Source organism: Peptoniphilus equinus, assembly GCF_027921445.1.
Taxonomy (GTDB): domain Bacteria; phylum Bacillota; class Clostridia; order Tissierellales; family Peptoniphilaceae; genus Peptoniphilus; species Peptoniphilus equinus.
Genome location: NZ_CP115667.1, coordinates 826,158 through 849,131 on the forward strand (window position 1 = coordinate 826,158; position 22,974 = coordinate 849,131).

General features: G+C 42.1%; 18 protein-coding genes. 3 read left to right on the forward strand and 15 right to left on the reverse strand.

The window, feature by feature from the left end; translation table 11 throughout:
- Positions 1-2: 2 nt before the first annotated feature.
- The 9 genes from O6R05_RS04035 to O6R05_RS04075 form a co-directional block, all read right to left on the reverse strand.
- A complete protein-coding gene (locus tag O6R05_RS04035; protein WP_390904741.1) occupies positions 3-2,564 on the reverse strand; it encodes a ribonucleoside-diphosphate reductase subunit alpha in 2,562 nt (853 codons plus the stop codon).
- Positions 2,565-2,718: 154 nt separating this feature from the next.
- Positions 2,719-3,207 (reverse strand): DUF6648 family protein, encoded by a 489-nt coding sequence (locus O6R05_RS04040; RefSeq protein ID WP_390904742.1) that lies wholly within the window; start codon positions 3,205-3,207, stop codon positions 2,719-2,721.
- A 163-nt stretch (positions 3,208-3,370) separates the two neighbouring features.
- Complete coding sequence (locus tag O6R05_RS04045) at positions 3,371-3,799, reverse strand: hypothetical protein (RefSeq protein ID WP_271192255.1); 429 nt, start codon at positions 3,797-3,799, stop codon at positions 3,371-3,373.
- Between the two features lie 4 nt (positions 3,800-3,803).
- Positions 3,804-4,721, reverse strand: coding sequence for a TIGR01212 family radical SAM protein (locus O6R05_RS04050; protein WP_271192256.1), 918 nt, complete (start codon positions 4,719-4,721; stop codon positions 3,804-3,806).
- Entirely contained in the window at positions 4,711-5,028 is a 318-nt protein-coding gene (locus O6R05_RS04055) for a DUF1292 domain-containing protein (protein WP_271192257.1), read from the reverse strand. Before O6R05_RS04055 ends, O6R05_RS04050 begins: the two co-directional genes overlap by 11 nt.
- Before the next feature lie 14 nt (positions 5,029-5,042).
- Positions 5,043-6,482, reverse strand: a complete 1,440-nt coding sequence (locus O6R05_RS04060; RefSeq protein ID WP_271192258.1) for an aminoacyl-histidine dipeptidase — start codon at positions 6,480-6,482, stop codon at positions 5,043-5,045.
- 53 nt (positions 6,483-6,535) lie between these two features.
- Positions 6,536-7,855 (reverse strand): GTP pyrophosphokinase, encoded by a 1,320-nt coding sequence (locus O6R05_RS04065; RefSeq protein WP_271192259.1) that lies wholly within the window; start codon positions 7,853-7,855, stop codon positions 6,536-6,538.
- Between the two features lie 77 nt (positions 7,856-7,932).
- A complete protein-coding gene (locus tag O6R05_RS04070; RefSeq protein WP_271192260.1) occupies positions 7,933-8,682 on the reverse strand; it encodes a peptidylprolyl isomerase in 750 nt (249 codons plus the stop codon).
- 54 nt (positions 8,683-8,736) lie between these two features.
- Positions 8,737-8,937 (reverse strand): cold-shock protein, encoded by a 201-nt coding sequence (locus O6R05_RS04075; protein WP_313791027.1) that lies wholly within the window; start codon positions 8,935-8,937, stop codon positions 8,737-8,739.
- A gap of 405 nt (positions 8,938-9,342) precedes the next feature.
- Here O6R05_RS04075 and glmS point away from each other — a divergent pair, with 405 nt between their 5' ends.
- Entirely contained in the window at positions 9,343-11,175 is a 1,833-nt protein-coding gene (gene glmS / locus O6R05_RS04080; RefSeq protein ID WP_271192261.1) for a glutamine--fructose-6-phosphate transaminase (isomerizing), read from the forward strand.
- Positions 11,176-11,219: 44 nt separating this feature from the next.
- On the opposite strand, the gene O6R05_RS04085 is transcribed toward glmS, so the two are convergent.
- From O6R05_RS04085 to O6R05_RS04095, 3 genes are read right to left on the reverse strand one after another with little or no spacing between them, the layout of a single operon-like run.
- Positions 11,220-12,656, reverse strand: a complete 1,437-nt coding sequence (locus tag O6R05_RS04085) for a protein adenylyltransferase SelO (RefSeq protein WP_271192262.1) — start codon at positions 12,654-12,656, stop codon at positions 11,220-11,222.
- Positions 12,657-12,663: 7 nt separating this feature from the next.
- Positions 12,664-13,665: a DNA polymerase III subunit delta gene (holA, locus tag O6R05_RS04090; RefSeq protein ID WP_271192263.1), complete on the reverse strand. Its 1,002-nt coding sequence runs from the start codon at positions 13,663-13,665 to the stop codon at positions 12,664-12,666.
- Positions 13,637-15,865: a ComEC/Rec2 family competence protein gene (locus tag O6R05_RS04095; protein WP_271192264.1), complete on the reverse strand. Its 2,229-nt coding sequence runs from the start codon at positions 15,863-15,865 to the stop codon at positions 13,637-13,639. The genes holA and O6R05_RS04095 overlap by 29 nt, the downstream gene beginning before the upstream one ends.
- Before the next feature lie 73 nt (positions 15,866-15,938).
- On the opposite strand from O6R05_RS04095, the gene O6R05_RS04100 reads away from it, so the two are divergent.
- A complete protein-coding gene (locus O6R05_RS04100) occupies positions 15,939-17,270 on the forward strand; it encodes a hypothetical protein (protein ID WP_271192265.1) in 1,332 nt (443 codons plus the stop codon).
- Positions 17,271-17,328: 58 nt separating this feature from the next.
- Here the strand turns inward: O6R05_RS04100 and O6R05_RS04105 are convergent, their stop codons facing one another.
- Genes O6R05_RS04105 through thrC form a run of 3 tightly spaced genes read right to left on the reverse strand, consistent with a single transcriptional unit; the run spans position 17,329 to position 20,465 of the window.
- A complete protein-coding gene (locus O6R05_RS04105; RefSeq protein ID WP_271192266.1) occupies positions 17,329-18,237 on the reverse strand; it encodes a DMT family transporter in 909 nt (302 codons plus the stop codon).
- Entirely contained in the window at positions 18,227-19,042 is an 816-nt protein-coding gene (gene thrB / locus O6R05_RS04110; RefSeq protein ID WP_271192267.1) for a homoserine kinase, read from the reverse strand. Before thrB ends, O6R05_RS04105 begins: the two co-directional genes overlap by 11 nt.
- Entirely contained in the window at positions 19,032-20,465 is a 1,434-nt protein-coding gene (thrC, locus tag O6R05_RS04115) for a threonine synthase (RefSeq protein WP_271192268.1), read from the reverse strand. Before thrC ends, thrB begins: the two co-directional genes overlap by 11 nt.
- A 178-nt stretch (positions 20,466-20,643) precedes the next feature.
- On the opposite strand from thrC, the gene gltA reads away from it, so the two are divergent.
- The gene (gene gltA, locus O6R05_RS04120) at positions 20,644-22,965 is read left to right on the forward strand and encodes an NADPH-dependent glutamate synthase (RefSeq protein WP_271192269.1); all 2,322 of its coding nucleotides are present in this window, start codon (positions 20,644-20,646) and stop codon (positions 22,963-22,965) included.
- The last annotated feature ends 9 nt before the right edge of the window (positions 22,966-22,974 follow it).

Genomic DNA, 22,974 nt, shown 5'->3' on the forward strand with positions numbered 1-22,974 from the left:
CATTATAGTGCACAGCTTTTACATTCTTCTACTTCCAACGCTTTTGAGCGAATATAGTACACGGTCTTGACGCCTTCATGGTAGGCTTCAAGATACAGGTTCAGAATTTGTCTGAAAGTGTAGTCATTAGTGATATACAGGTTCATGCTTTGAGCTTGATCGACATGCCGACTTCGCACACCACAGGCTTTTATCGACCAAGACTGATCTAAGCGGTGAGCTTCGGTGTAGTATCCGTAAGTACTCATGGTCAGATCCGGTGCCACCCGAGGAATAAGTCCGTTCTTCTTCTCATCATAATAAAAGCGATTTAAAATCGGATCAATACCTGCCGTGGTGCCTGCGACAATGGACGTGGATGACGTCGGCGCTATGGCAAGTAAATACCCATTTCTAAGACCGTGGGTTGCAATCTTTTCTTTCAGGGCCAACCACCTCTCACTCGTGTAATTGCGCTGTGTGAAATAACGACCGTTCTCCCACTCGGAACCTTGAAAGTAGGGATAAGCACCTTTATCTAAAGCCGTTTCATACGACGCTTTAATGGCATAGTAGTTGATGGAATCAAAGACCTTATCTACAAAGTCCAAATGTTCATCGCTTTCCCACAAAACATGATGTGCAGCGAGCATATGATGATACCCGGACACACCAAGACCGATAGGACGATAGCGACTGTTGTTAACTTCGGCATCAGCCACAGGAAAATAATTTAATTCGATAACATTGTCCAGAGCTCGAACGACTGAAGTCGTAACTTCTTCCAATTCCGCTTCATCCAAGACATTGAGCTTGCCCAAATTTAAACTGGCCAGATTACAAACCACAAAATCGCCCGGTTTTACTTTTGTGACAATGACAGTATCGCCATCTTCAGTGGTTATCGTCTCGGAGCGTTCTTCCGATGGCGACATATTCTGCGCAATTTCAGTGCACAAATTGGAGCAGTAGATGACGCCTTTATGCTTATTAGGATTGGCGCGATTTACTGTGTCCCGATTAAAAGCAAATGGCGTACCGGTTTCCACTGCGGATTTAATAATAAGGCGAACCAGTTCTTTAATTGGGATCCAGCGTTTGGAAATGCTTTCGTCTTTCAGGCATTCCAAATATTTTTCCGTCCACTCGGTACCGAAGGTATCCTCCAGTGCAAATCCCTTTTTAGTTAATACTTCGTGGGGATCAAGCAGACCCCACTGTCCTTCCATATTTGTCTCAACTTGTTCCCAAAAATAATCAGGATAGCAAACTGCCGGGAAGACATCATGAGCCTTCATACGGTCATCGCCATTATTAGTTCGCAGGTTTAAAAATTCGGGGATATCTTTATGCCATACATCTAAATATACAGCGCAGGCACCTTGTCGAACCCCCAGCTGATCCACTGCCACCGCCGTATCATTGGCAAGTTTAATCCAGCGAATCACACCGCCTGCCGCACCTTCAAAGCCGCGTATATCTGAACCTCGGGATCTGACCTTTCCAAAATAAAGCCCCATACCGCCGCCAAATTTGCTGACATTGGCAAAGTTAGTGATACTGCGATAAATACCTCTCAAATCATCAGGGACTGTATCGATAAAGCATGAACTCAATTGGTGAAACGGCTTTCTGGCGTTGGAAAGGGTTGGTGTTGCCATCGTAACTTGTAAAAGACTCAGCATATCGTAGAAACGGCGGACCCACGTCAATCTATTTGTTGTCTCAGGAATAGCCAAAAATAAAGCAATGCCAAGATACATTTCTTGTATGGATTCCAGCGGCGTATGATTGTGCGTGCGAATGACATAACGCCCTACTAATAAGTCATAGCCCGAGTAATTGAGTAGACCATTTCTAGTCTCGTCAATAAAGCTACCCGCTTCTAAAAGGTCTTCCTTAGAATATGCCCTTAGGACGTCCTCACCATAGAGTCCCATGGCCGTAAGTCGTTTGATTTTATCGTAAAAATTGAGCTCAGAGTACGTTTTTTTTGTAGCATCGTCATCTGGTACCGGGAGTTCCTCCCAAGCAGCTTTAAGTTTTTGAGTGTAGAGCAGGTGATAAAAACGCCCCGCAATAAACTCCCATCGTGTAGCTTCCTCATTGGTCAACTCAATCGCCGCTTTAATGAGAGCATTGAAATGGTCTTCTATGTTTGCTTGCGGCTTATAAAAACTTTGAAACTTTCTAAGAAGTTGATTGAGGTCATAAGCATCATCCGAAAAATCTTTTTCAATTTGAATTAGCGTTTCAGGTAATGTATCAATGTCTAAAAAGTATTGTTCGATAGATTCACGCGTGGCACGCTTGCGACGTCGATTTTCACGATAAAGAATATAAGCCTTAGCCACTTTAAAGTGGTTGGACTCCATTAAACTCAATTCGACTAAATCCTGGATGTGCTCTACCGTTGTTTCGACTATGCTGCCATACTGTGCTTCCACATTGTCGACCAAACAGTCCAACTCCTCTTTAGAGATAGTTACAGACTCTTCTACAAAAGCTTTTTCCATAGCTCGACATATTTTAGCGCGTTCATAAGGCACGGATCGGCCATCTCGTTTGCGTACACGTTGAATCAATTGATTTCCTCCCAAAACACCAGATATTGGTTGCATTGCTTATTTTTATCCTAAATATAGTATATTAATTGTATGGTTTTTATCCTTCAAAGTCAATTATGGAGCGCACATGCAAAAAAATTTTCATAAAAAAACAACAAGGTTGCCCTTGTTGTTAATAACGTTCATTGATATACTCCTCAATCAGAGAGTGCTGAATACCTTCATAAAAAACATTCTCAGTTCTTAAAATATTTAAAAGCCAAGGTGCTTTGGAATGAAAGATCGCCTCTTTTTTATCATTGAGTACAATTTCATAAAGTTGATGGTTTAATCGTGACGAATCACACTTTATGTAATAACACGAGACGTTTTCGAAATTTTGTAATCGCAAAAGTGTCAAAGCCGTCTCGTCTTTATAGTGATAGTATTTGTTGGATAAATTGAGATAATAATTGTAATACCGAGCGTGTTTTTTCGTATGTCTCACATCTTTTGCAAGCATACGATAAAATTTTGCCATACCGTTATAATACTGATAATTGTACATACCTTTTTCATAGGAATCAATTTTCAGATAGGGTGTGGCATTTTCATTTTGAAAATAATTAAAATTATGTTCCAAAAATTCACGCTTGGAGATATCTCCATTGGTGTATTGCATAATTAAAAAAGAACGATGTTCGAAAAACTTATCAAACTTATTCTTTTTCTTTACAGATATCACAGTATCCTCAAATCTATTATCTTACGAGCTGTAGTAAAATTGGAGCCACCATAAGTACAGCTAAAACAATGGCAATAATACGTACAGTATTCTTGTTCACTTAGTTCTCCTTTTCTACTGTGATGGCGTGGTCTTTCAAAACATCTGTCAATTCAGATTCTTTGATGTCAGTATTGATAAAAACTTCTTTATCTTTCAGATCCTCAATGCACTCTAACTTATTGGTGATGTATTCCAAATCTTGTGCAGTCAAGTTTAATATTTTATAAATGCCGTCAATATAAACTTTTTCCAAATCATAGTCCATGGCGAGAAGTCCGCAGATAAAACCATAGAACGCTTCTCTGTCATTAAGATGATAATCGGTGGCGTTGATAAGACGTACATTGTAATCCAGACTAAAAATGTGATCGTCATCCACTTCCACAAAAGCAATATTACCATTGCCGCTCTTTAGATCTTCATTGGCATTTTCAATAAGCCATCTTGTCTTTCCGGATCCTTTTTCGCCTAAAATAAATTTAACCATGATATCATGTCCTTTCATAATATTGTCCCTGATAAGCATTTGATTGCTCCATCTTTGCAACGATCGCATCCCGGATTTTCCACCACGATGTATTCCAGTTACAAAAGAGAGCATTTTCTTCAGGTGCCCTTCCGATCAACCTTTGCACTACAACATCCGCAGATAGATGTTGTAAAAATAATATCACACGCTTTTCATAATCGTCTAAAGAAATTATATCAATTTTACCGGACTGATACAATTCTCCCATAACGGTATTTTTGACAATGTAGAGTGCATGAAGTTTCACTTCCTCAACGCCGAGAACGCTGATAAGCTTTGAGGTTTCAACGGTATCCAAGGTGTCGTCATACGGCAGATTGAGAATGACATGAGCACATACTCTAAGACCTCTGCGATGTGCTCGAAGTACAGCATCTACAAAATCCGCCGTCCCATGGCCTCGGTTTACTTTGTGTAAAGTGTGATAATTTGCCGTTTGAAGTCCAATCTCTAAGGTGACAAAATAAGTCTTATTGACCTCAGCCAAATAATCTAACACTTCTTCGCTCAAGCAATCCGGGCGTGTTGAAATACTCACGCCTACAATATCCGAGATAAGGGCAGCTTCCACATTGGCTTTAAAGCTTTCAAAATCCACATAAGTATTGGTAAAATTTTGAAAATATGCTATAAACTTTTTAGCTTTAAAACGTTTGATGACCCTTGCTTTGTTGAGCTCAAGTTGATTGGCAATTGTGCCGTCGGTGTTTTCAAAACTTCCCCCTTCTTCCCCACAGAACGTGCACCCTCCTATTGCAAGGGTACCATCTCTGTTTGGACAAGTGAGATTGAGTTTTATAGGCAGTTTATATACTTTTTCACCGAAATAGTTGTATAAAAACTGTGAATAGGTATTGTATAAAGGAGGATTATTCTTCATCCTCGCCAAGTTGATTGAAGACTTCAGCCACACGGTCAAATTCTTCTTCACTTTCAATTTCTACGAGTTCAATTTCTTCATCTTCAAGTTCTTCATATTTAAAGAGAAGAATATCGCCATCTTCCACTTCATCTTCCGCAACAAGTGCAATATAGTTGCCGCCATCTACTTCAAAGGTGTCGATAACCACACAATCCAACTCGCCGCCGTCTTCCATTGGAATACTAATCACATCGTATTCGTAAGTTTCTTCATGCTCATGTTCATGATCGTGGTTGCATCCGCAATTGTGTTGATGTTCAGTCATGGTGACCTCCTAATTTATAAGTTTTTTAAAAGTTCTATTACAAAGTTATATACGCGTTCGGTGGAGCTAATGGAAAGATTTTCTCCGGGTGCATGAGCACCCCGAATGTTCGGTCCGATGGAAATCATATCAATATCCCCAATAGATTCTTTAAAAATACCGCATTCCAAACCTGCATGAATCGCTTCCAATTCAATGTCTTTACCGTAGAGTTCACGATAGGTGCTGACTACAGCATCGCGAATTGGAGAATGCTCAGTGTATTCCCACGCCGGATAGTCCGTGATAATTTCATAGCGCCCTCCGGTGAGTGCAGCAATAATGCGATTACGCATACTGATCTCCTCTTTGAGAGATTGCAGTGCGGAACGAATATTGGTCGTAATTACGACAATATCATCATGGGTTTCAATGACACCTACATTAACTGAAGCGCCTACGAGGCCTTCGATATCATGACTCATGGACTGTACACCGTTTGGTAGAAGCCGCAGCGCTTGAATAATGTGACATTTTACATCTTCGGTAAAGACAGTCTCCACTGACTGAGCTTTTTCCAAATTAAGCCGCACATCCGGATCAACGTTGCCAAGTTCTTTTACAAAATCACGGTTGAGTGCAATAATTTGTTTTTGAACGCCGATGACCTCCGCTTCCCTTAATGTGATAATGGCACGGGCATCCCGAGGAATAGCGTTCGGTTTTGCCCCACCTTCTATATAGGCAAGCTCAACCTTATCTTTTAATTCATAGAGTGCACGGCCAAGAAGGACGTTGGAATTGCCCAACCCTTTATTAATTTCCTGTCCGGAGTGACCGCCTTTTAGACCGGTTATGGAGAGTTCATAGAAAACTTCGCCTTCAGGACTTTGTGTGGTCTTCTGATACGTTAACGTATCACGCCGTCCGGCAGCACAAGCGATACAAGCTACGCCCTCCTGTTCAGAGTCTAAATTCAAAAGACGTTTGCCGGTTAGCATTGAGCCATCCAGATTCTTAGCGCCGGTCATACCACTTTCTTCATTGGATGTGACTAACAGTTCGAGAGGTGGATGAGCCAAATCATCAGCATCTAAAATAGCAAGGCCCATAGCAACAGCAATGCCGTTATCAGCGCCCAATGTTGTCTCCTTAGAAAATACAAGATCCCCTTCTACCTGTACAGGGATAGCGTCTTTTGAAAAATCAATGCTGCACGTTTTTTCCTTTTCACAGACCATATCCATATGACCTTGAATAATAAGAGGTTCTTTATCTTCATAACCGGCAGTCCCGGGTTTTTTTATGACAACATTGTTATGAGCATCCCGCAATACTTCCAGTTGATGATCCTTTGCAAAGGATTCGAGGTAGTCTGCTATTTGATCTTCTTCAAATGAACACCGCGGAATTTGAGTAATGGCTTCAAAATACTCAAAAACACGTGCGGGTTTCAATCCTTGTAATTTATTCACAACATTCCTCCTTAGACTCTATTATACCTAATAGGAACCTTGTTTTCACGTTTTTATTCCAGACATCGAAGTAATTCTGCCATAAGCGTTTCGTAGTCGGTAGTTGGACTTAAATGCGTCAAACAGTCTTCCAAAAGTTCAAAATTTCCAATGACCAGTTTATAGGCGCTGTAGCCTTTTTCAAACTGATGATAGCATTGATTTAACAGAGCTTGTTCCAGCTGTATCGATTCTTCTTTAGAAAGGTTATATCTTTCAGTCATTGTAAGAAATAACAACGTATACTTATACCGAATAAACGTCAAAAAGCTTTCAAGAATAGTGACGTAATTACCACCCTCAATGCGATGAATAATCTTTAATAACAAATTCCAATAAAAGTCTTTTTGAATAATGCTTTCAACACCTTTTCCCAAAGCATCCGTAAAGGGATCTTGGGTTTGGACATGTCTATCGAATTCAATGGTTTCTTCGATGTTCATATTCACTGTGGCGATGTTATTGATTTGATCAATGAGCTTGACAAAATTTTCGCCATAGGACAGTTCTCGTGCTTTTGATGCATTGGATTGCAAATACTCCACCACAATATCGGAAGTCTTTTTAAAGTTAAATTCAAAGCCCAGCTCTTCTCGAATCTTGGCACTGAAAATATCATGGATAATCTTTGAAAGCAGATAGTTCAGTTGCCTATTAGCGGAATCCACGGCACTGGCATCAAACCGCTGTACATGATCGAATAAAATTTGAAGCTGTTTATCCACCATGTAAAGCGAGTCTTTAATTGAAGCCATAATTTCTTTGATGAAATTTTCATTCATCATGTAGTTATAGTTTTTGTAGAGAATACGGTGATCAATTTCACCCCAGAAGCCGTTGACCATAGATTTAATTTGAAGCTCAAAGTTAAATTTATTCAAGCCGTATTCATAAATACCATCAATTTTATAAATTTCAAATCCGTTCTTTTGTATCTGTGGCTGTTTTTCAGCTAATTTCAAAAGAATCGGGGAACTTTCTGTGGTCTTATAGTAGCCGTCATAAGCTTTATATGTAAATAAGCTTTTAATCTCTTTAAAAAGAAGTTCTTCTTCTTTCAAAAAACGACACTCAATACGCAGTCCGATGAGATCGGAAATTTTCATCAGCATGGATTCAGCATCTTGAGTCTCTATAAAGTAATTATTCTTAACAATTTTCTCTCTTAAGCTGTTTTCTGATTTGATGCGGTAAGAAATGTTGGTCACATTGGACATATCCAAGGTATCTTTAAGAAAGTCCTCAATATTTTCTGCCAGCTCTTCCAAAGTAGGATAATAGTATGTGAGAAGTTCCACACTTTTATCAATGTAGTCAAATAGTTGAAGTTTCATACTGCCTCCTAGCTTTAAGTATACCCTAGACACATAAAAATCCCAAGATGTCTCTTGGGATTACTGTATTGATCATATTATTTGGGTTCGCCTAAATGGACTACCTCGATTTTGTGTCCTTTGGCCAAATCTTTGACTCTGTTCATATACGTCTCTTGCTCTTTTTGAGATTTGAGTTCAGCGCGAACGCGGTCTTTGTGGTAGTCAAAAGAGTCTTCGATAATATCATTTAAATAAATGATATGGTATCCAAAATCCGTTTTTACCGGCTCGGAAATGTCACCCTTTTTCATAGAAAAGACCTTCTCATCAAATTCCGGAACCATTTGACCTTGTTCAAAAACACCCAGATCGCCACCATTTTGACCGGATGGGCAAGTAGAGTGTGATTTAGCTAGCTGTGCGAAATTTTCCGGAGTGACTTCCTTCGCCAGTTCATCAGCTTTCTCTTTACTGTCTACCAGAATATGAGATGCATGGACTTTAGGCCCGGTCTTGTATTGCTCCGTATGTGCTTCGTAGTACTCTGCCACCTCGTCATCGGAGACTTCAACAGCTTCCAAAGCTTTTCCCAGTGCGTAGGTCATAAGCAGTGATTCTTCAGCCGTCTTCAGAACATCTTGAAATGCCTCGTCCTTGTCCAATCCCTTGTCACGAGCGTCCATAACAAGGAGTTTTTGTGAAATGAGCTCATCTAAAATTTCTTTGGACACGCCTTGGGATGCATAGTATTGTCGCATTTGCGGGTTGAGTTGGCTGAGAAAATTCTGATAGTGAAGAGTAGTAATCTCTTCCCCATCAATCGTTGCAAGTACTTGTTTTTCCATGTGTTCCTCCAGTCGTAAAAAAAGACAGCCGAAGCTGTCTCTTAGTTGTTATACTTATAATTCCACCACGTTTTCGGCTTGAGGGCCTTTTTCACTGTCAACGACGTCAAATTCAACTTCTTGACCTTCATTTAAAGTTTTGAAACCGTCTTTTTGAATTTGAGAGAAGTGGCAGAATACATCTTTTCCATCTTCACCTGTAATAAATCCAAATCCTTTTTCACTGTTAAACCATTTAACTGTACCTTTCATCATTACCTCCTAAAAATAACTCTAATATTTGCAAACGTACCGTAGAGCCTTGAAGATAATTCTAAAAGATTACGCATTTGAAATTATTAAAGTGTTTGATTTTGTTTTAGTATAACATTTAATGGAAGTGAAAGCAAATTAATATCTAAATTCTTTCTAAGGTTGCGCTATTATGTGCATATAGAGCCGTGTCTGTTTTACACCCTAACATGAGTGTGTTATAATTCAACGACAGAGATAAAAAGTAACCAAGCGCCAGATCCCTCAGGGATGACGAGGCATGAAGCTATCGAAATTATCGGCGGATGCTTCATAGGTATCACAGCCTAAGTGCTTAACAAAACTGAAGAGTAATCTTTAGGACAAAATAAGCAAAGTGAATCTCTAAATAACTTAGGAGGTTTTACTATGTGTGGAATAGTAGGATATTGTGGCTCAGGAGATGCCACTGAAATCATATTGAACGGTTTGGAGAAATTGGAATACCGAGGTTACGACTCAGCGGGTATCTCTATCATCTTAGATGACCGTTTAGCAACTAAAAAAAGAGCTGGCCGTCTTAAAAATTTAGAAAATGCCGTTGCGGAAAACCCTTTTACCGGCATGGTGGGTATTGGACACACTCGTTGGGCAACTCATGGTGTCCCCACAGAGATCAACGCCCATCCTCATACCAACCGTGAAGGCACCATTGCTGTAGTTCACAACGGTATTATTGAAAATTATAAAGAACTCAAAGAACGCCTGCAAATGGACGGTTATGCTTTTGTTTCTGAAACAGATACGGAAGTTGTAGCTCACCTCTTGGATTTCTACTATAAAGAATCCAACAACAATTTACTCACGGCCATCGTCCGTACCTCCAAAGATTTGGAAGGTTCATATGCTATTTGTGCAGTCGCTTTGAACAGCCCGGACGAGCTTGTGGCGCTTCGTCATCGTTCCCCACTTCTTCTCGGTATTACCGACGGCGGTGCTATTCTCGCTTCTGATGCGGCGTCGATTGTAGAACATACGCCAAAAGTTATCTATTTGGATGACGGTGAAATCGTCCATCTTCAAAAAAATAAAGCACCTGTTATCTATACAACAAACCTGGATGTGGTAGAAAAAGAAGTTAAGCTTTTGGACACTGATGTAGAAAAAGCATCTAAAGAAGGCTTCGACCACTTTATGCTTAAAGAAATTTTTGAACAGTCGGAATCCACCCAAAATGTCTTAAATCGTTTTATTAAGGGTGACAGTTTCGATTTGGGTGAAAGTACATTTAGTGCGCAAGAATTCAAAAACTTTGACTCCGTCTACCTCTCGTCTTGCGGCACAGCGTTTCACGCAGCTCAGGTGGCAAAGTATCTCATTGAAGACTTGATTCAAATTCCAGTTCGCGATGAAATCGCTTCAGAGTTGGCTTACAGCAACCCGTTTATCACTGAAAAAACACTGCTGATCGTAGTGAGTCAGTCAGGAGAAACAGCAGATACGCTGAACGCGATGCGCCTTGCAAAGTCAAAGGGGGCCACCATTTTTGCCGTGACAAACGTAGTGGGTTCCACGATAGCAAGAGAGGCGGACCGTGTGCTCTATTGCCAAGCCGGTCCTGAAATTTCCGTGGCTTCCACGAAAGCTTATACCTCCCAACTGATGAATCTATATTTCTTTATCTTGGACTGGGCTAAAAAGTTAGGTAAATTAGATAATTCTTTAGAAACACAACTTCTTTCAGATCTAAAACAAATCCCTAATCATATCGAGTCGTTACTTGATACGGTTACTGGCTACAGAGAGCTTGCCGAAAATTTCATCCATTGTGAATCTGTATACTTCATTGGACGTGCAGTGGATTATATTTCCGCTAAAGAAGGTTCGTTAAAGCTAAAAGAAATTTCTTATATTCATTCAGAAGCCTTGCCTGCCGGTGAGTTGAAACACGGCACCATTGCCTTAATAGAGCCTGGCACTCAAGTCATTGCCTTAGCGACGCAGCGTCCGCTTATTGAAAAGATCGCATCCAACATTGTCGAATTGTCATCCCGCGGTGCAGAAATTCTTTCTGTAGGTTTTGAACATAAAGGCCTAAAAGAATCTTCTGACCGTTTTATCGCCATCCCTGAAACGTCCGATTATGTAGCACCTATTCTCAGCATCATTCCACTGCAAACCTTGGCTTATTATGTTGCTGTTTTAAAAGGTAATGATGTCGACAAACCTCGTAATCTGGCTAAATCTGTAACCGTCGAATAAACCAATAAAATTAACGCCTCTTTACATCAGGTAAAGAGGCGTTTTTATGTCCCGCAGTAAGTGACATAGTCGAAGTTAGCCGGAACATGTTGAAATCGATTTTGATATGCTGCATGGGCAAACGGATCACTTAAAGCTTGATAAAGAGCTTCATATAGCGAAAAGTCCCCTTTTTCGGCCAGACTGATGGCCTGATCGACCCAATAATTACGAGCAATAAGCGCAGGATTGGTTGACTTCATGAGATGCAGCATAGTTTCGGAATCTTGCGAAGCCACACGGTTTTGCCATCTCTTAAGCCATATTTCAAAGGTATTGTTCTGATACTCGTGTTTATTTACTGTGTCAAATGTGAGATCCAAAAAGACATTATGGTAATCCAATGGCACAGCTTCCATGGTCTTTAAAAAACTCCAGATTAAATCGTCGTCTTCCGCCTCGTAGGTCAAAAGCCCAAGCCGCTTTGCAAGTGTCTGATAGTAAGTTTTTTCAAAATAGGCATCATAATCTTCCAGAACCGATGTTAAAAGCTCAGTAGCCTTTTTCCCTTCGCCGTGTATGAGCGGCACCAGCGCTTCTGCAAATCTAGCCAAGTTCCATTTTCCAATGTCTTTCTGATTCCCAAAGGCATAGCGTCCCTGTGTATCAATAGAGCTGTATACCGCCTTCAAATCAAACTTATCGATAAAAGCACAAGGACCATAGTCAATGCTTTCCCCTGAAATAGTCATATTATCCGTGTTCATCACACCGTGGATAAAACCATAAGCCATCCATAATGCAATGGTATGAGCCTGAGCTTTAACCACTTCACGATAAAAAGCTAAGTACGGTTGCTGCGTGCGCACAACTTTTGGATAATGGCGCTCCATGGCATAATCAGCCAAAGATTTTAAATCGTTTATACTCCCTTGATAGGCCGCAAATTGAAACGTACCTATACGTAAATGTGAGGATGCCACACGAGTGAGCACTGCCCCCTGTAGAGGTTTATCGCGATAGACAGTATCGCCTGTCAGTGCTACAGACAGTGAACGAGCTGTCGGAATTCCAAGTTGATACATGGCTTCAGAGAAAAGATATTCTTTAAGCATGGGTCCCAGTGTCGCCTTGCCGTCTCCGCCGCGGGAAAATGCAGTACGCCCCGAACCTTTATACTGAATATCAAATCGCTGTCTATCTTGAGATAAAACTTCCCCCAAAAGCAAAGCTCTGCCATCCCCCAACATAGTAAGATAACCGAATTGATGTCCCATATAGCTTTGGCTGATAAGGGCGCTCTCTTCGGGAAGATGACGCATACTATAGTAGTCTTCTTTCCACCTTTTTACATCATATTCCGAGAATTCTAAAGCTTTTGCTAGATTCTCGTTGAAGTAAAGTAACTTAGGTTTTGAGGTCGACAAAGGAACTTCTTTGGTATAAAACTTTTGGGGCAGTGTAAGATATGTGGTATTGAAGTGAGACAGTTGAGACATCATAGCTCCTTTAAGATTTTTGTAAAATACTCATGATCAAAGCCTCGAAAAGCGGACCTTCCACAACACTGCGAGTCTTAACGGTGTGATCATAATCTAAGAGCTCTTGGTAGATAGTTTGTAGTGCGTTTAACGTGTAGCGATCGCCGTAAGTTTTGATCTTTTTAAATTCGAAGGCCTTCACACCCAACTCATCCATGAGCTGCTTATCAGATATACGACCACTGCGGATTTTATACTGAAGTAAATGCTTATATTGACGAGCTACCATATAAAAAATTCGCCCTAACGGTTCACCCAAATCATGAAGATTAGCGAGCTCCTTGTAGACGGCTCGACTTTTTTTTAAGGCAAGTGCATCGAGAAAGTTAAAAATATTGGTATCCGCCGACGTCGAGTAGAGTTGATCAATATTCTCTCGACTCAGATAGCCATCACTTGCGCCAATGAGCTTATTCAATTCATTATCCAACTCATACAAACGTACATCTCGGTTTCGGGAACCGTATCCTGTTTTTTGAGCCAGATAACTGATGTCCGACGGTGTAAAAGTCACACTGTGAGCTGCGAGTTTATTTTCTAAAAATCGGCGTAACTCCTGAGGCTTAAGCGGTGCAAAATGCCACGCCCGTCCCTTATCTTTAAACATTTTATAGAGCTTTGTCGATTTGTTGAGCTCATTGTCATAATCTAAAAAGATGATCAACGTATCTTGATGCGGTGTATCAAAAAAAGTCAGATAATCGTCCTGAAACGTTTTTAAGGTCTCGACAAAATTTTTAATCAGCACCACTTTCTTTGATGCAAACACAGGCAGCCGTTCTACTGCGGAAAACAAACGATCCTGTGTCAAATCTGCTCCGTCCAGCAGAATAAGATTAAATTCCTCATATGTCCCATCGACAAAACTAGTCTTAACTTGCTCTATAACTCGATCCATTGACAATTGCTCTTCCCCATAAAAGAGGTAAGGGCCGAAAGGTTTATCCAGTAGTGCATTCCAATTCAACATATTCCCTCAACTTCCTATACATCCAAACTTCGGCACTGAGTACCAGTGAAGTCAGGACAGCTCCAAGGATGACCACGCCGCAAAAGACCGGTGACTCCTTATAACCTATAACATATGTCTGGCCTCGATTTAAAACAAAATCAATCTCCCCTGCCTCTTTAGTGACTTTAACTGTTGTGCCCGCTCGACGTAAAGCAGTGAGCACTTCGCCGTGAGGATGATTATAACTGTTGTCTACGCCGGCACTGATCGTTGCAAAGTCAGGGCGAGAGTTTGAAATAAGACGGCTATCCAGTGAGTTCTTTGAACCGTGGTGAGCGACTTTCAAATAATTTAAGGGCCCAGAAAAATTAACTCGGCCTGCATCGCCTGTAAACAAGCCGTTAAAATGAGGCCCTTTTAAATGTAGCACCATAGAATTTTCATTGGCGTCATTATAGCTCCGATAATTACCCAAGTTTTTAAATTCAAATGCGCCAACTTGGAGCCGATCTAAATAGCTAAGCTGAGTGTACCGATTCAAACTTTTGATATAGATATTATCTTCATAATAAGGAAGGTACGCTTTGTCAATGGTAATCTCTCCCAGTAAGTCCAAGACGCCGTCCACATGATCTTCATCAAAGTGAGAAATAAATAAGCCGTCTAGGTGCGTAATCCCCTTAGATTTCAACTTATTTAGTACATAGTACTTACCAGGACGCTGATTCTCAAAGCGACTTCCCCCAGCATCAATTAAATAATTTTTATATCCAATGGTGACCAGTGAACTATCTCCCTGTCCTACGTATATGGAGTGAATAGCAAGTTCCGGCGGCACAAGGAGAAATCCCTGCACTATGACAAGAGCTGCCAATCCTGAGAAAAGAACCGGTTTAATAGGCTGAAAAACTCTGTCTCGTCCAATGCGAAGGAGTAAAAAGAGTGCCACATAGTACAGGATCATATATAAGACTGTGGGCTTTCCAACCACAACAGGTTTAAAGATTAGCCACGCGCCCAATTGTCGCCCCAAACTCAGACACAATTCCAAAGCTGGTGCGACAAAAAAAGATAGCGGTGTAAAGACAAAGATGAAACCTAATAGCATAGCTAAAGAGAATATAGGTACGAGAAGCACATTACTGAGAACCGATATCCAAGTTATTGTGTAGAAATTCCATGCTGTAAGAGGCAGCAGTATGAGAAAGACGCTGACGCTGAGTAGCACGCTTTCTCTTACGATTCCCTCCACATGCCATAAACTTTTAAGTCGCGGATAGACAAAGTATAAGCCGACAACGGCGCCGAAACTGAGCCAAAGTGACACACTGTATATTCCGAACGGATTTAAAATTAAAATACAGCCTAAGCTTCCCAAGATATTTTTTAATTTTTCTTCTTTCCTTTGTCTTAAAAACGCAAGAAAAATACCGCATGACATGAGCCAAGCCCGAAGCGCCGATATCGGTAATCCAACAAGAAAAATATAAATTAGCATCAGAGCAAGCGCGATTAAGTAACGGTGTTTTTTATGTAAACGCAACACACTTAAAAGACCACTGATACACCCGGTGACCAATGTGACATGAAACCCGGACATGGCGAGCAAGTGGCCAATCCCCAGATCGCGATAAAGTTCCTGATCTTCCTCTATTAAAATACTGCTATCAGAAAGAATAACACCGGAAAGAAAGGTGCGGCTCGTCGTCCGGAGCGAAGAAAGCTTGTCGATAACAAACTCCCGAAATTGGCCTTTATATCCAAATAATGGGTTGATTCCCAGCTTTTGTACAGCTTTTGAATACACGCTACCTACAATGCCTTCGGACTGTAAATACCTGTGATAATTAAAATCGGAAGGGTTCATCTTCCCTAACGGCTTGTGATAATTGCCATCAAATGCAACAATATCTCCTAACTTCAAAGAGGTATCGCTATATAAAAGAATTTTTTGAAAGGGACTTACCTGTACCGTATAGCGCGTTGCATCTTTAAAATTCTGATCCACAACGATACCCTGCCCTGCCACAGTGGCCGGTAAAGGGTCTGTAAGAGGCATAACGTGGAGAGAGGCGAAGAGAAACCCGGCAAGAAAAAGTACCATCGTCTTTTTAAATGCCTGGTCAGAAACTATAATCCCTATCAATCCCAATGCAATAACGACGCCGTGAAAAGGATAAATCAATGCCAAAAGTGCACTTACTATCAAAATCGCCACAGTCATCACCTCTTCTTTATTTTACTCGATAATTATTCTAAAGAGTATGGTAAAATATGTCGTGAGGTAATTTATGGAACTTAGATATATGAATTATGCATACGAAAAAAACTATACCGTACAACCTGGTACGCATCTACTAAGAGACGATCAATCCTACTATGAAGCAACGTCAAGCAATGTCTTTTTAGGCACCGACCGAGTTTATGGCGATATCTTTACCGTGAATCGTCGTGAACCTAAATGGTTCGTAGAGGACGGTAAAGTATACTTTCAGTCCGATGAAGCTAAGCTGACATTTGAATTGGACTATGACCACCGATTAGATCTCATGCAGCAAATTTTAGGTAATGCCATGGTGCGCATGGTGCTGAGAAAAATTCTTGACAACATCGACATGGACTATCGCATTACCCCATCAGATAATACCGTAAGTTTCACCGGCAAAGATATTTCTTTTACGTTGGTATCTAAAATTGAAACGATAGTCAATCATCTGCTCCTTAGCAATCTCACCGTAAAAAATAATGACGGACGTTTCTATGTGCGCGGTTATGGCTCTGTCACTGCTGAAGGGCCTGCATTAGAACGTACCGGCGAATGTGCCATTTTACGCATTGCTGAGATTTCTCGCAATACGGATACCATTACACTGCATATTTTAACCGGACGACGAGCTTTTGATGACTATTTTAAAAAATCAAAACTGATTGAAAATCTCACTCAGTACTTACAAGTCTCGGAAGATCAAATTGGCCGTAAAGTCAAAGACTTAATTCTGGATAGAAACTATGAAGCGACTTTACAAAAAAATCCCCCACCCCTATCGTTCGAGAATGGCACACCCTCTCCAACGGATCTGAACCGCTCCCAAGACAGTGACGAACCTGACGCATCAACGGTTGAGCCTGATGCGATCAAAAACGATGACCCGTCCAATCTGTCGTCAGACGCGGCGTTAACTCATCACCCTTATGAGATGACTGAAAGCTTAAATCAGGCTCAGGCCAAGGAAGCCGCCATCGAACCACCGACAAGCGCTGATAAGGCTATAGAAGCTCTACGCAAAGTCAAAACGGAAATTGACGGCATTAATTACATTTACAAAGTCGTCCGTGAATTTAAGGTGGAAGAAGCGATTGCTGCGGCTCGACTGTTGATTAAGGAGTCAAAAACGGCAGTCATTTTAGGCTTTCCTTTAAAAGAGCAATCCGAGTTTTATGTGGCTCGTTCTTATGATATTAATGTCAATCTCAAGGATGTGGCAGATAAGATGGATGCTTCCATTTTTCAAAAAAAGACCGGCAATATGTATGAAATTGAAGGGACGCTTCCCACGATTCATTTAGCCAATGTCCTGGAAGCTTTCCTTCTCACCATACGCCACCATACCATGGCAGAATAAAAATATACAAAAAAGTATCGCACATCCATTTAGATGTGCGATACTTTTTTGTATATTTTTACATACGTTTATGTGTGCGAATATTGAGAATACCGGTTGCTACCACGCAGCAGCATAGTCCGATAAACAGCGATGCGCTTAACACTTCACCAAGGACCAGCATGCTTAACATCGAACCGAAAATAGGCACAAATATCTTGTAGAATCCAAATTCACTCGAGCTGTGAATTTTTAAAATATTGTACCATAACGTAAATGCTGTTGCAGAGACAAAACCGCCATAAAAAATGGAGATAATTCCGATAGTGCTATGCTGCCAATGCGTATCTTTAAGTAAAAGGCCCAGTACAATCAGTGGCAGCGAACCCACTAAAAATTGTACAATACTTATAATGGGCGAAGGAATGTGAACCCCATCCCGCTTGACAAGAATCAGAGAATAGGCATTCAAAATGGTACTCGAAAGGATGGCGCCTTCCCCCCGTAGCGTAAAGCCGCCTTGAAGTCCGCCGGCATTTGCAATAATAAGTCCCACGGTGCCAAGTGCAATGGCTGCAACTTTTTTAGTAGTAAAATGTTCCGCCGAAATCATAACCACAGACATGATCACAATAAGGAGGGCGTTAAAAGACTGAATAACTGCCGCTTTGACCCCTTGCGTATAAGCGAGTCCCAAATAGTAAAGCATATACTGGGCTGTGATTTGTATCAGGGCTATTTTTAAGAGAAATCCCCATTGTCCGTTGTCCACCGTCACGGTTTGATGGCGAATCCATTTAAAATAGATCAGTACCATAATCCCCGAGATGAAAAAACGCAACCCAGCCAGTAAAAATCTGGAACCGATATCATTCGGCGGGATATGGAAGAGGGCATATTGCGTTTTAATCATAGGAACTGCAGAAGCCCATAAGATCATACAAAAGAGCGCCGCTGCAATAGCGACGGGTTTATTTTTAAGGCTCATAGACAGCACCCTCTTCGTCTACGGAAAGTGCACACACCTTGTAGCCTTCGAAAACCAAAGGGTTCTTAAAACTTTGATCCGCGATAAACAGTAACGTGGAACCGGAACCGCTTAAAAAGACTCTGCCCTGATTTTGCAGCGTTTCTTTTATACTGAGTGCGCCGGGGATTTTTGCCATGCGACGTGCTTCGTGCAGGGTATCCTGAGGCAGACGCTTTAAAAGCTCCACATCACCTTCGACAAGACTCTCTATGGTTAGCACCGTTGCTGCCATATTCTGGACGGCATCTTCAATCACCAGTGTTCGGGACAATGCCTTTCGTGACGCTTCGGTAGACTGTATATAGTCCGGAATCAACGCATAAAATGTGAGTAGTGGACTCACTCGTTTACGGAGTAGATGACCTTGGTAGTACATGGTCAAGGCACCGAAGAGCGCTGCGCTGACATTATCCCCGTGACCTTCCAAGTCTGCTGCCATACTCAGAAGTTCAAACTTTGACAGGTTTAAACCGCTGAGTTCATTGGCAGCCATCAGGCCTGCCACAATGCATGTAGCTGAAGACCCTAAGCCACGGCTGACAGGTACGTCGCCTGTAATCCTGACATCGATGGCTGGCGGATTCATTCCTTGTTGTGCATAAAAGTAACCGAAGGCTTTCACCACTAAATTGTCTGTCTCATCTTGGACTTCACCTGGATTTTTTAAAGTAATTTCAAAAGAATTATAAATCGACAACGCCAGTCCCAGCAGGTCAAAACCTGCCCCTAAATTTGCCGATGTGCCGGGAACTCTAATCTTCATGGATACATGCCTCAATTACTTCTTGAATAGATGCTTTAGCAATCACACGCTCCTCGACGTCGCCGCCTTCATCTAAAAATCGTCGATCATTCATCATCGCCATCACTTTATCTAGCGCCTGCGCGTCGTTATCACAGTGCTTGCCCAAAGCCTTAAAAATCGTCGGCGCAAACTTCACCGGCGATGCTGTAGCATTGACGACCGTTTTATAGTTATGTGCCTCTCTGTACTTTGCCGCGGCAAAAACGGCCGTTGCTGTATGAGGATCGACCAGATACTGATCATTGGCATAGGTTGTTTTTATTTGCTCCAAAGTATCCGCTTCGTAGCAAGTCCAGCCATAAAGGTTGCCCATTTCGCCTGAGTATTCAAAGCACCCTGTATTGGTCAAATCCTGGTATAGGGATTTGATCTCATCAGCATTTTCAGTCATAAGATAGAGATATCGCTCTAAGTTACTGGAGATGAGAATATCCATCGACGGTGAAACGGTGGTGTAAAAAGGCCGATTCCCATCATAGACGCCGGTGCGGACAAAATCGGTCAACACGTTGTTTTTATTGCTGGCAAGTACCAGATCCTGAATAGGTAATCCCATTAATTTTGCAAAGTGTCCCGCCAGGAGATTGCCAAAGTTCCCTGTAGGAACCACAAAAGTAATCGGTTCATTAAAAGTCACTTCGCCCTGCTTCACCAAAGTATAATACGTATAAAAATAATAAGCAATTTGAGGCACCAGTCGTCCGATGTTAATGGAATTGGCCGAGGTGACAAAGTAGCCGTGTTGACCGACATAGTTATTAAAGTCCCGATCATTAAACAGATGCTTCAAAGCTTGCTGTGCATCGTCGAAATTCCCTTCAATGGCAAGGGGATGGACATTATTTCCTTTTATCAGCATTTGTGCTCGCTGTACTTCGCTAATACCCTCTTTCGGATAGAGGACAATGATCTCGGTGTTCGGTACATTTTTAAACCCATGAATAGCGGCAGATCCGGTATCTCCAGATGTCGCAGTGAGAACCAATGCTGTTTTAGACTCACCTTGTTCTTTTAATGCCATGGCAAGCAGCCGAGGCAAAAGACTCAATGCAAAATCCTTAAACGCTCGTGTCGGGCCATGAAATTGCTCCATGACATAAGTATCTTTCAGCTTCTTAACGGGAAGCACATCGCCGGGAAAGGCTGCATAAGCATCATTGATAGCAGCTCGAAGTTCTCCCTCGTCCAAATCGTCAAAGATCGTTGAAATAACTTTGTAAGCCATGTCCGCATAGTTTAAATGTTCCAGATCGTCGACCAAAAATGTCATAGGCCGAATGAACTCCGGCACATAGAGTCCCCCGTCACGTGCCAGACCTCGCAATAATGCTTCCGTTGTCGATGCAGCTTGATCACCGCCTCGTGTTGAAAAATATCTCATTGTCGCACCTGCCCTTCTCCTGAAATAATTTATATCTTATAATATACCAAAATTTTAAAAGTACAAAATTTTTATTGTGTACCTCGTCGTAATAAAATATGGACAGTAGCGGAATATTTGTTATACTTTCTATGTGTAGATTCACACAATCAGTTTAAATCCCCGGAAGGAGAATTTCATGTACGAAATTAAAGAAAAACAAACGCTAGCTCCAAATATATATTCCATGCAAATCTATGCGCCGCGCGTAGCCGCATCAGCTAAGCCCGGACAATTTGTTATCGTCATTACCGATAAATATGCCGAGCGTATTCCGTTGACTATCTCCGATTACGACGTCGCACAAGGTACCGTTCGCATCGTGGTACAGGCCTCAGGTCAATCCACAAAAAAACTTTGCGCATTGGAAGAAGGCGACAAAATTCAGGATTTTGTTGGCCCTCTCGGTCGGGAATCGGAATTTATGCACTTGAACGATGAAGAGCTTAAAGCGGAACGCTTTCTTTTTGTCGCTGGCGGTGTAGGCACAGCTCCGGTCTATCCTCAAGCAAAATACTTACATAATCGCGGTGCCCATGTAGATATTATCTCCGGAGCGAAAAATAAAGAGTTCACTATTTTGGAAGATGAACTTCGCGCCGTTTGCGATAATCTATATCTGGCAACCGACGACGGTTCACTCGGTTTTAAAGGTCTGGTCACTGATAAAATTGTAGATCTCATTGATAACGAACACAAAGACTACACGCAGTGTATCAGTATCGGACCTATGATCATGATGAAGTTTGTCGCCATGACCACAAAAAAATACAACCTGAAAACCATCGTCTCTCTGAATCCGATTATGGTTGACGGAACCGGCATGTGCGGGGCTTGTCGGGTGCGCGTCGGTGATGTAACGAAGTTCGCGTGCGTCGACGGACCGGAGTTTGACGGTCACTTAGTGGATTTTGATTCAGCCCTCTCCCGCCAGCGCCAATTTTCCGATGCCAATCTGGATAATTACATCACCGCTAAAAAAAATCAGCATCAAGATCACGAGTGCACCATTGATGTCGCCCTGCGCCGTCAACACGCCGAAGAAGCTGCACAAACGGACGCTACATCAGACAAGGCGCCTCAAGATCGCTTTACGCGCGTGCCTATTTCCAATCAAGATCCGGATGTGCGCAAAAATAATTTTGATGAAGTGTGCTTAGGCTACACAGAAGACGAAGCACGCCAAGAAGCCTCACGCTGTCTTAACTGCAAAAATCCGCAATGTGTCGGCGGATGTCCTGTATCTATTGATATCCCCGGCTTTATCAAAGAAATTGTCTCGGGTAATTTTGAACAATCGGCTAAAGTCCTCTCACGATACACTGCTCTACCTGCTGTATGCGGCCGGGTTTGCCCACAGGAAACACAGTGTGAAGCACGTTGTATTTTAAACAAACGCGGTGACAGTGTCGCCATTGGTAAATTGGAACGCTTTGCGGCGGATTACGCACGTGATCATGATATTCAAATTGTAGAGAAACCGAACGCTAATGGACATAAAGTGGCCATTGTAGGCTGCGGTCCAGCAGGGATTTCCTGCGCCGGAGAACTTGCCGGCATGGGTTATGAAGTGACTATTTTTGAAGCACTTCACCAAAATGGCGGCGTGCTTATCTATGGCATTCCTTCCTTCCGTCTTCCGGATGCGGTTGTACATCATGAAATTGATAATTTGAAAAAACTGGGCGTCAACTTTGTTAACGACACTGTCATTGGTCGTACCGTCACTGTTGACGCATTGTTGAAAGAAGGATTTGAAGCTGTCTTTATCGGTTCCGGTGCAGGGCTTCCTCGATTTATGAACATCCCCGGAGAAAATTTGAATGGTGTACTCTCCGCCAATGAATTCCTCACCCGCAATAACTTAATGCACAGCTTTGAAGACGGTTACGACACACCAGTCGTGCTTGGTAAAAAAGTGGCCGTTGTCGGCGGCGGCAACGTCGCAATGGATGCGGCACGTGTGGCACGCCGTCTTGGTGCTGAAGTGGACATTCTATACCGCCGCACGGAAGAAGAGCTGCCTGCCCGGGTGGAAGAAGTGGAACATGCCAAAGAAGAAGGTATCACCTTTAAAATGCTCACAGCACCTGTTGAAATTCAAGCTGACGAATATGGTTGGGTCAAAGGTGTCATCAACGTGACCAATGAGTTGGGTGAGCCGGATGAATCCGGTCGGCGCAGTCCGGTACCGATTGAAGGTTCTGAACACTTTGAGCCATATCAAACCATTATTATGGCTCTAGGTACCAATCCAAACCCGCTCATTGCATCCACAACCGACTCGCTGGCGACCACAAAACGCGGCGGCATTCAAACCGATGACCACGGAAAGACATCCCGTGATTTCATCTACGCCGGCGGCGACGCCGTCACCGGATCCGCCACCGTTATCCTTGCCATGGGTGCCGGCAAAGAAGCTGCCCGTGCCATTGATCTGAAACTTAGAAATAACCAGTAACACAAAAAA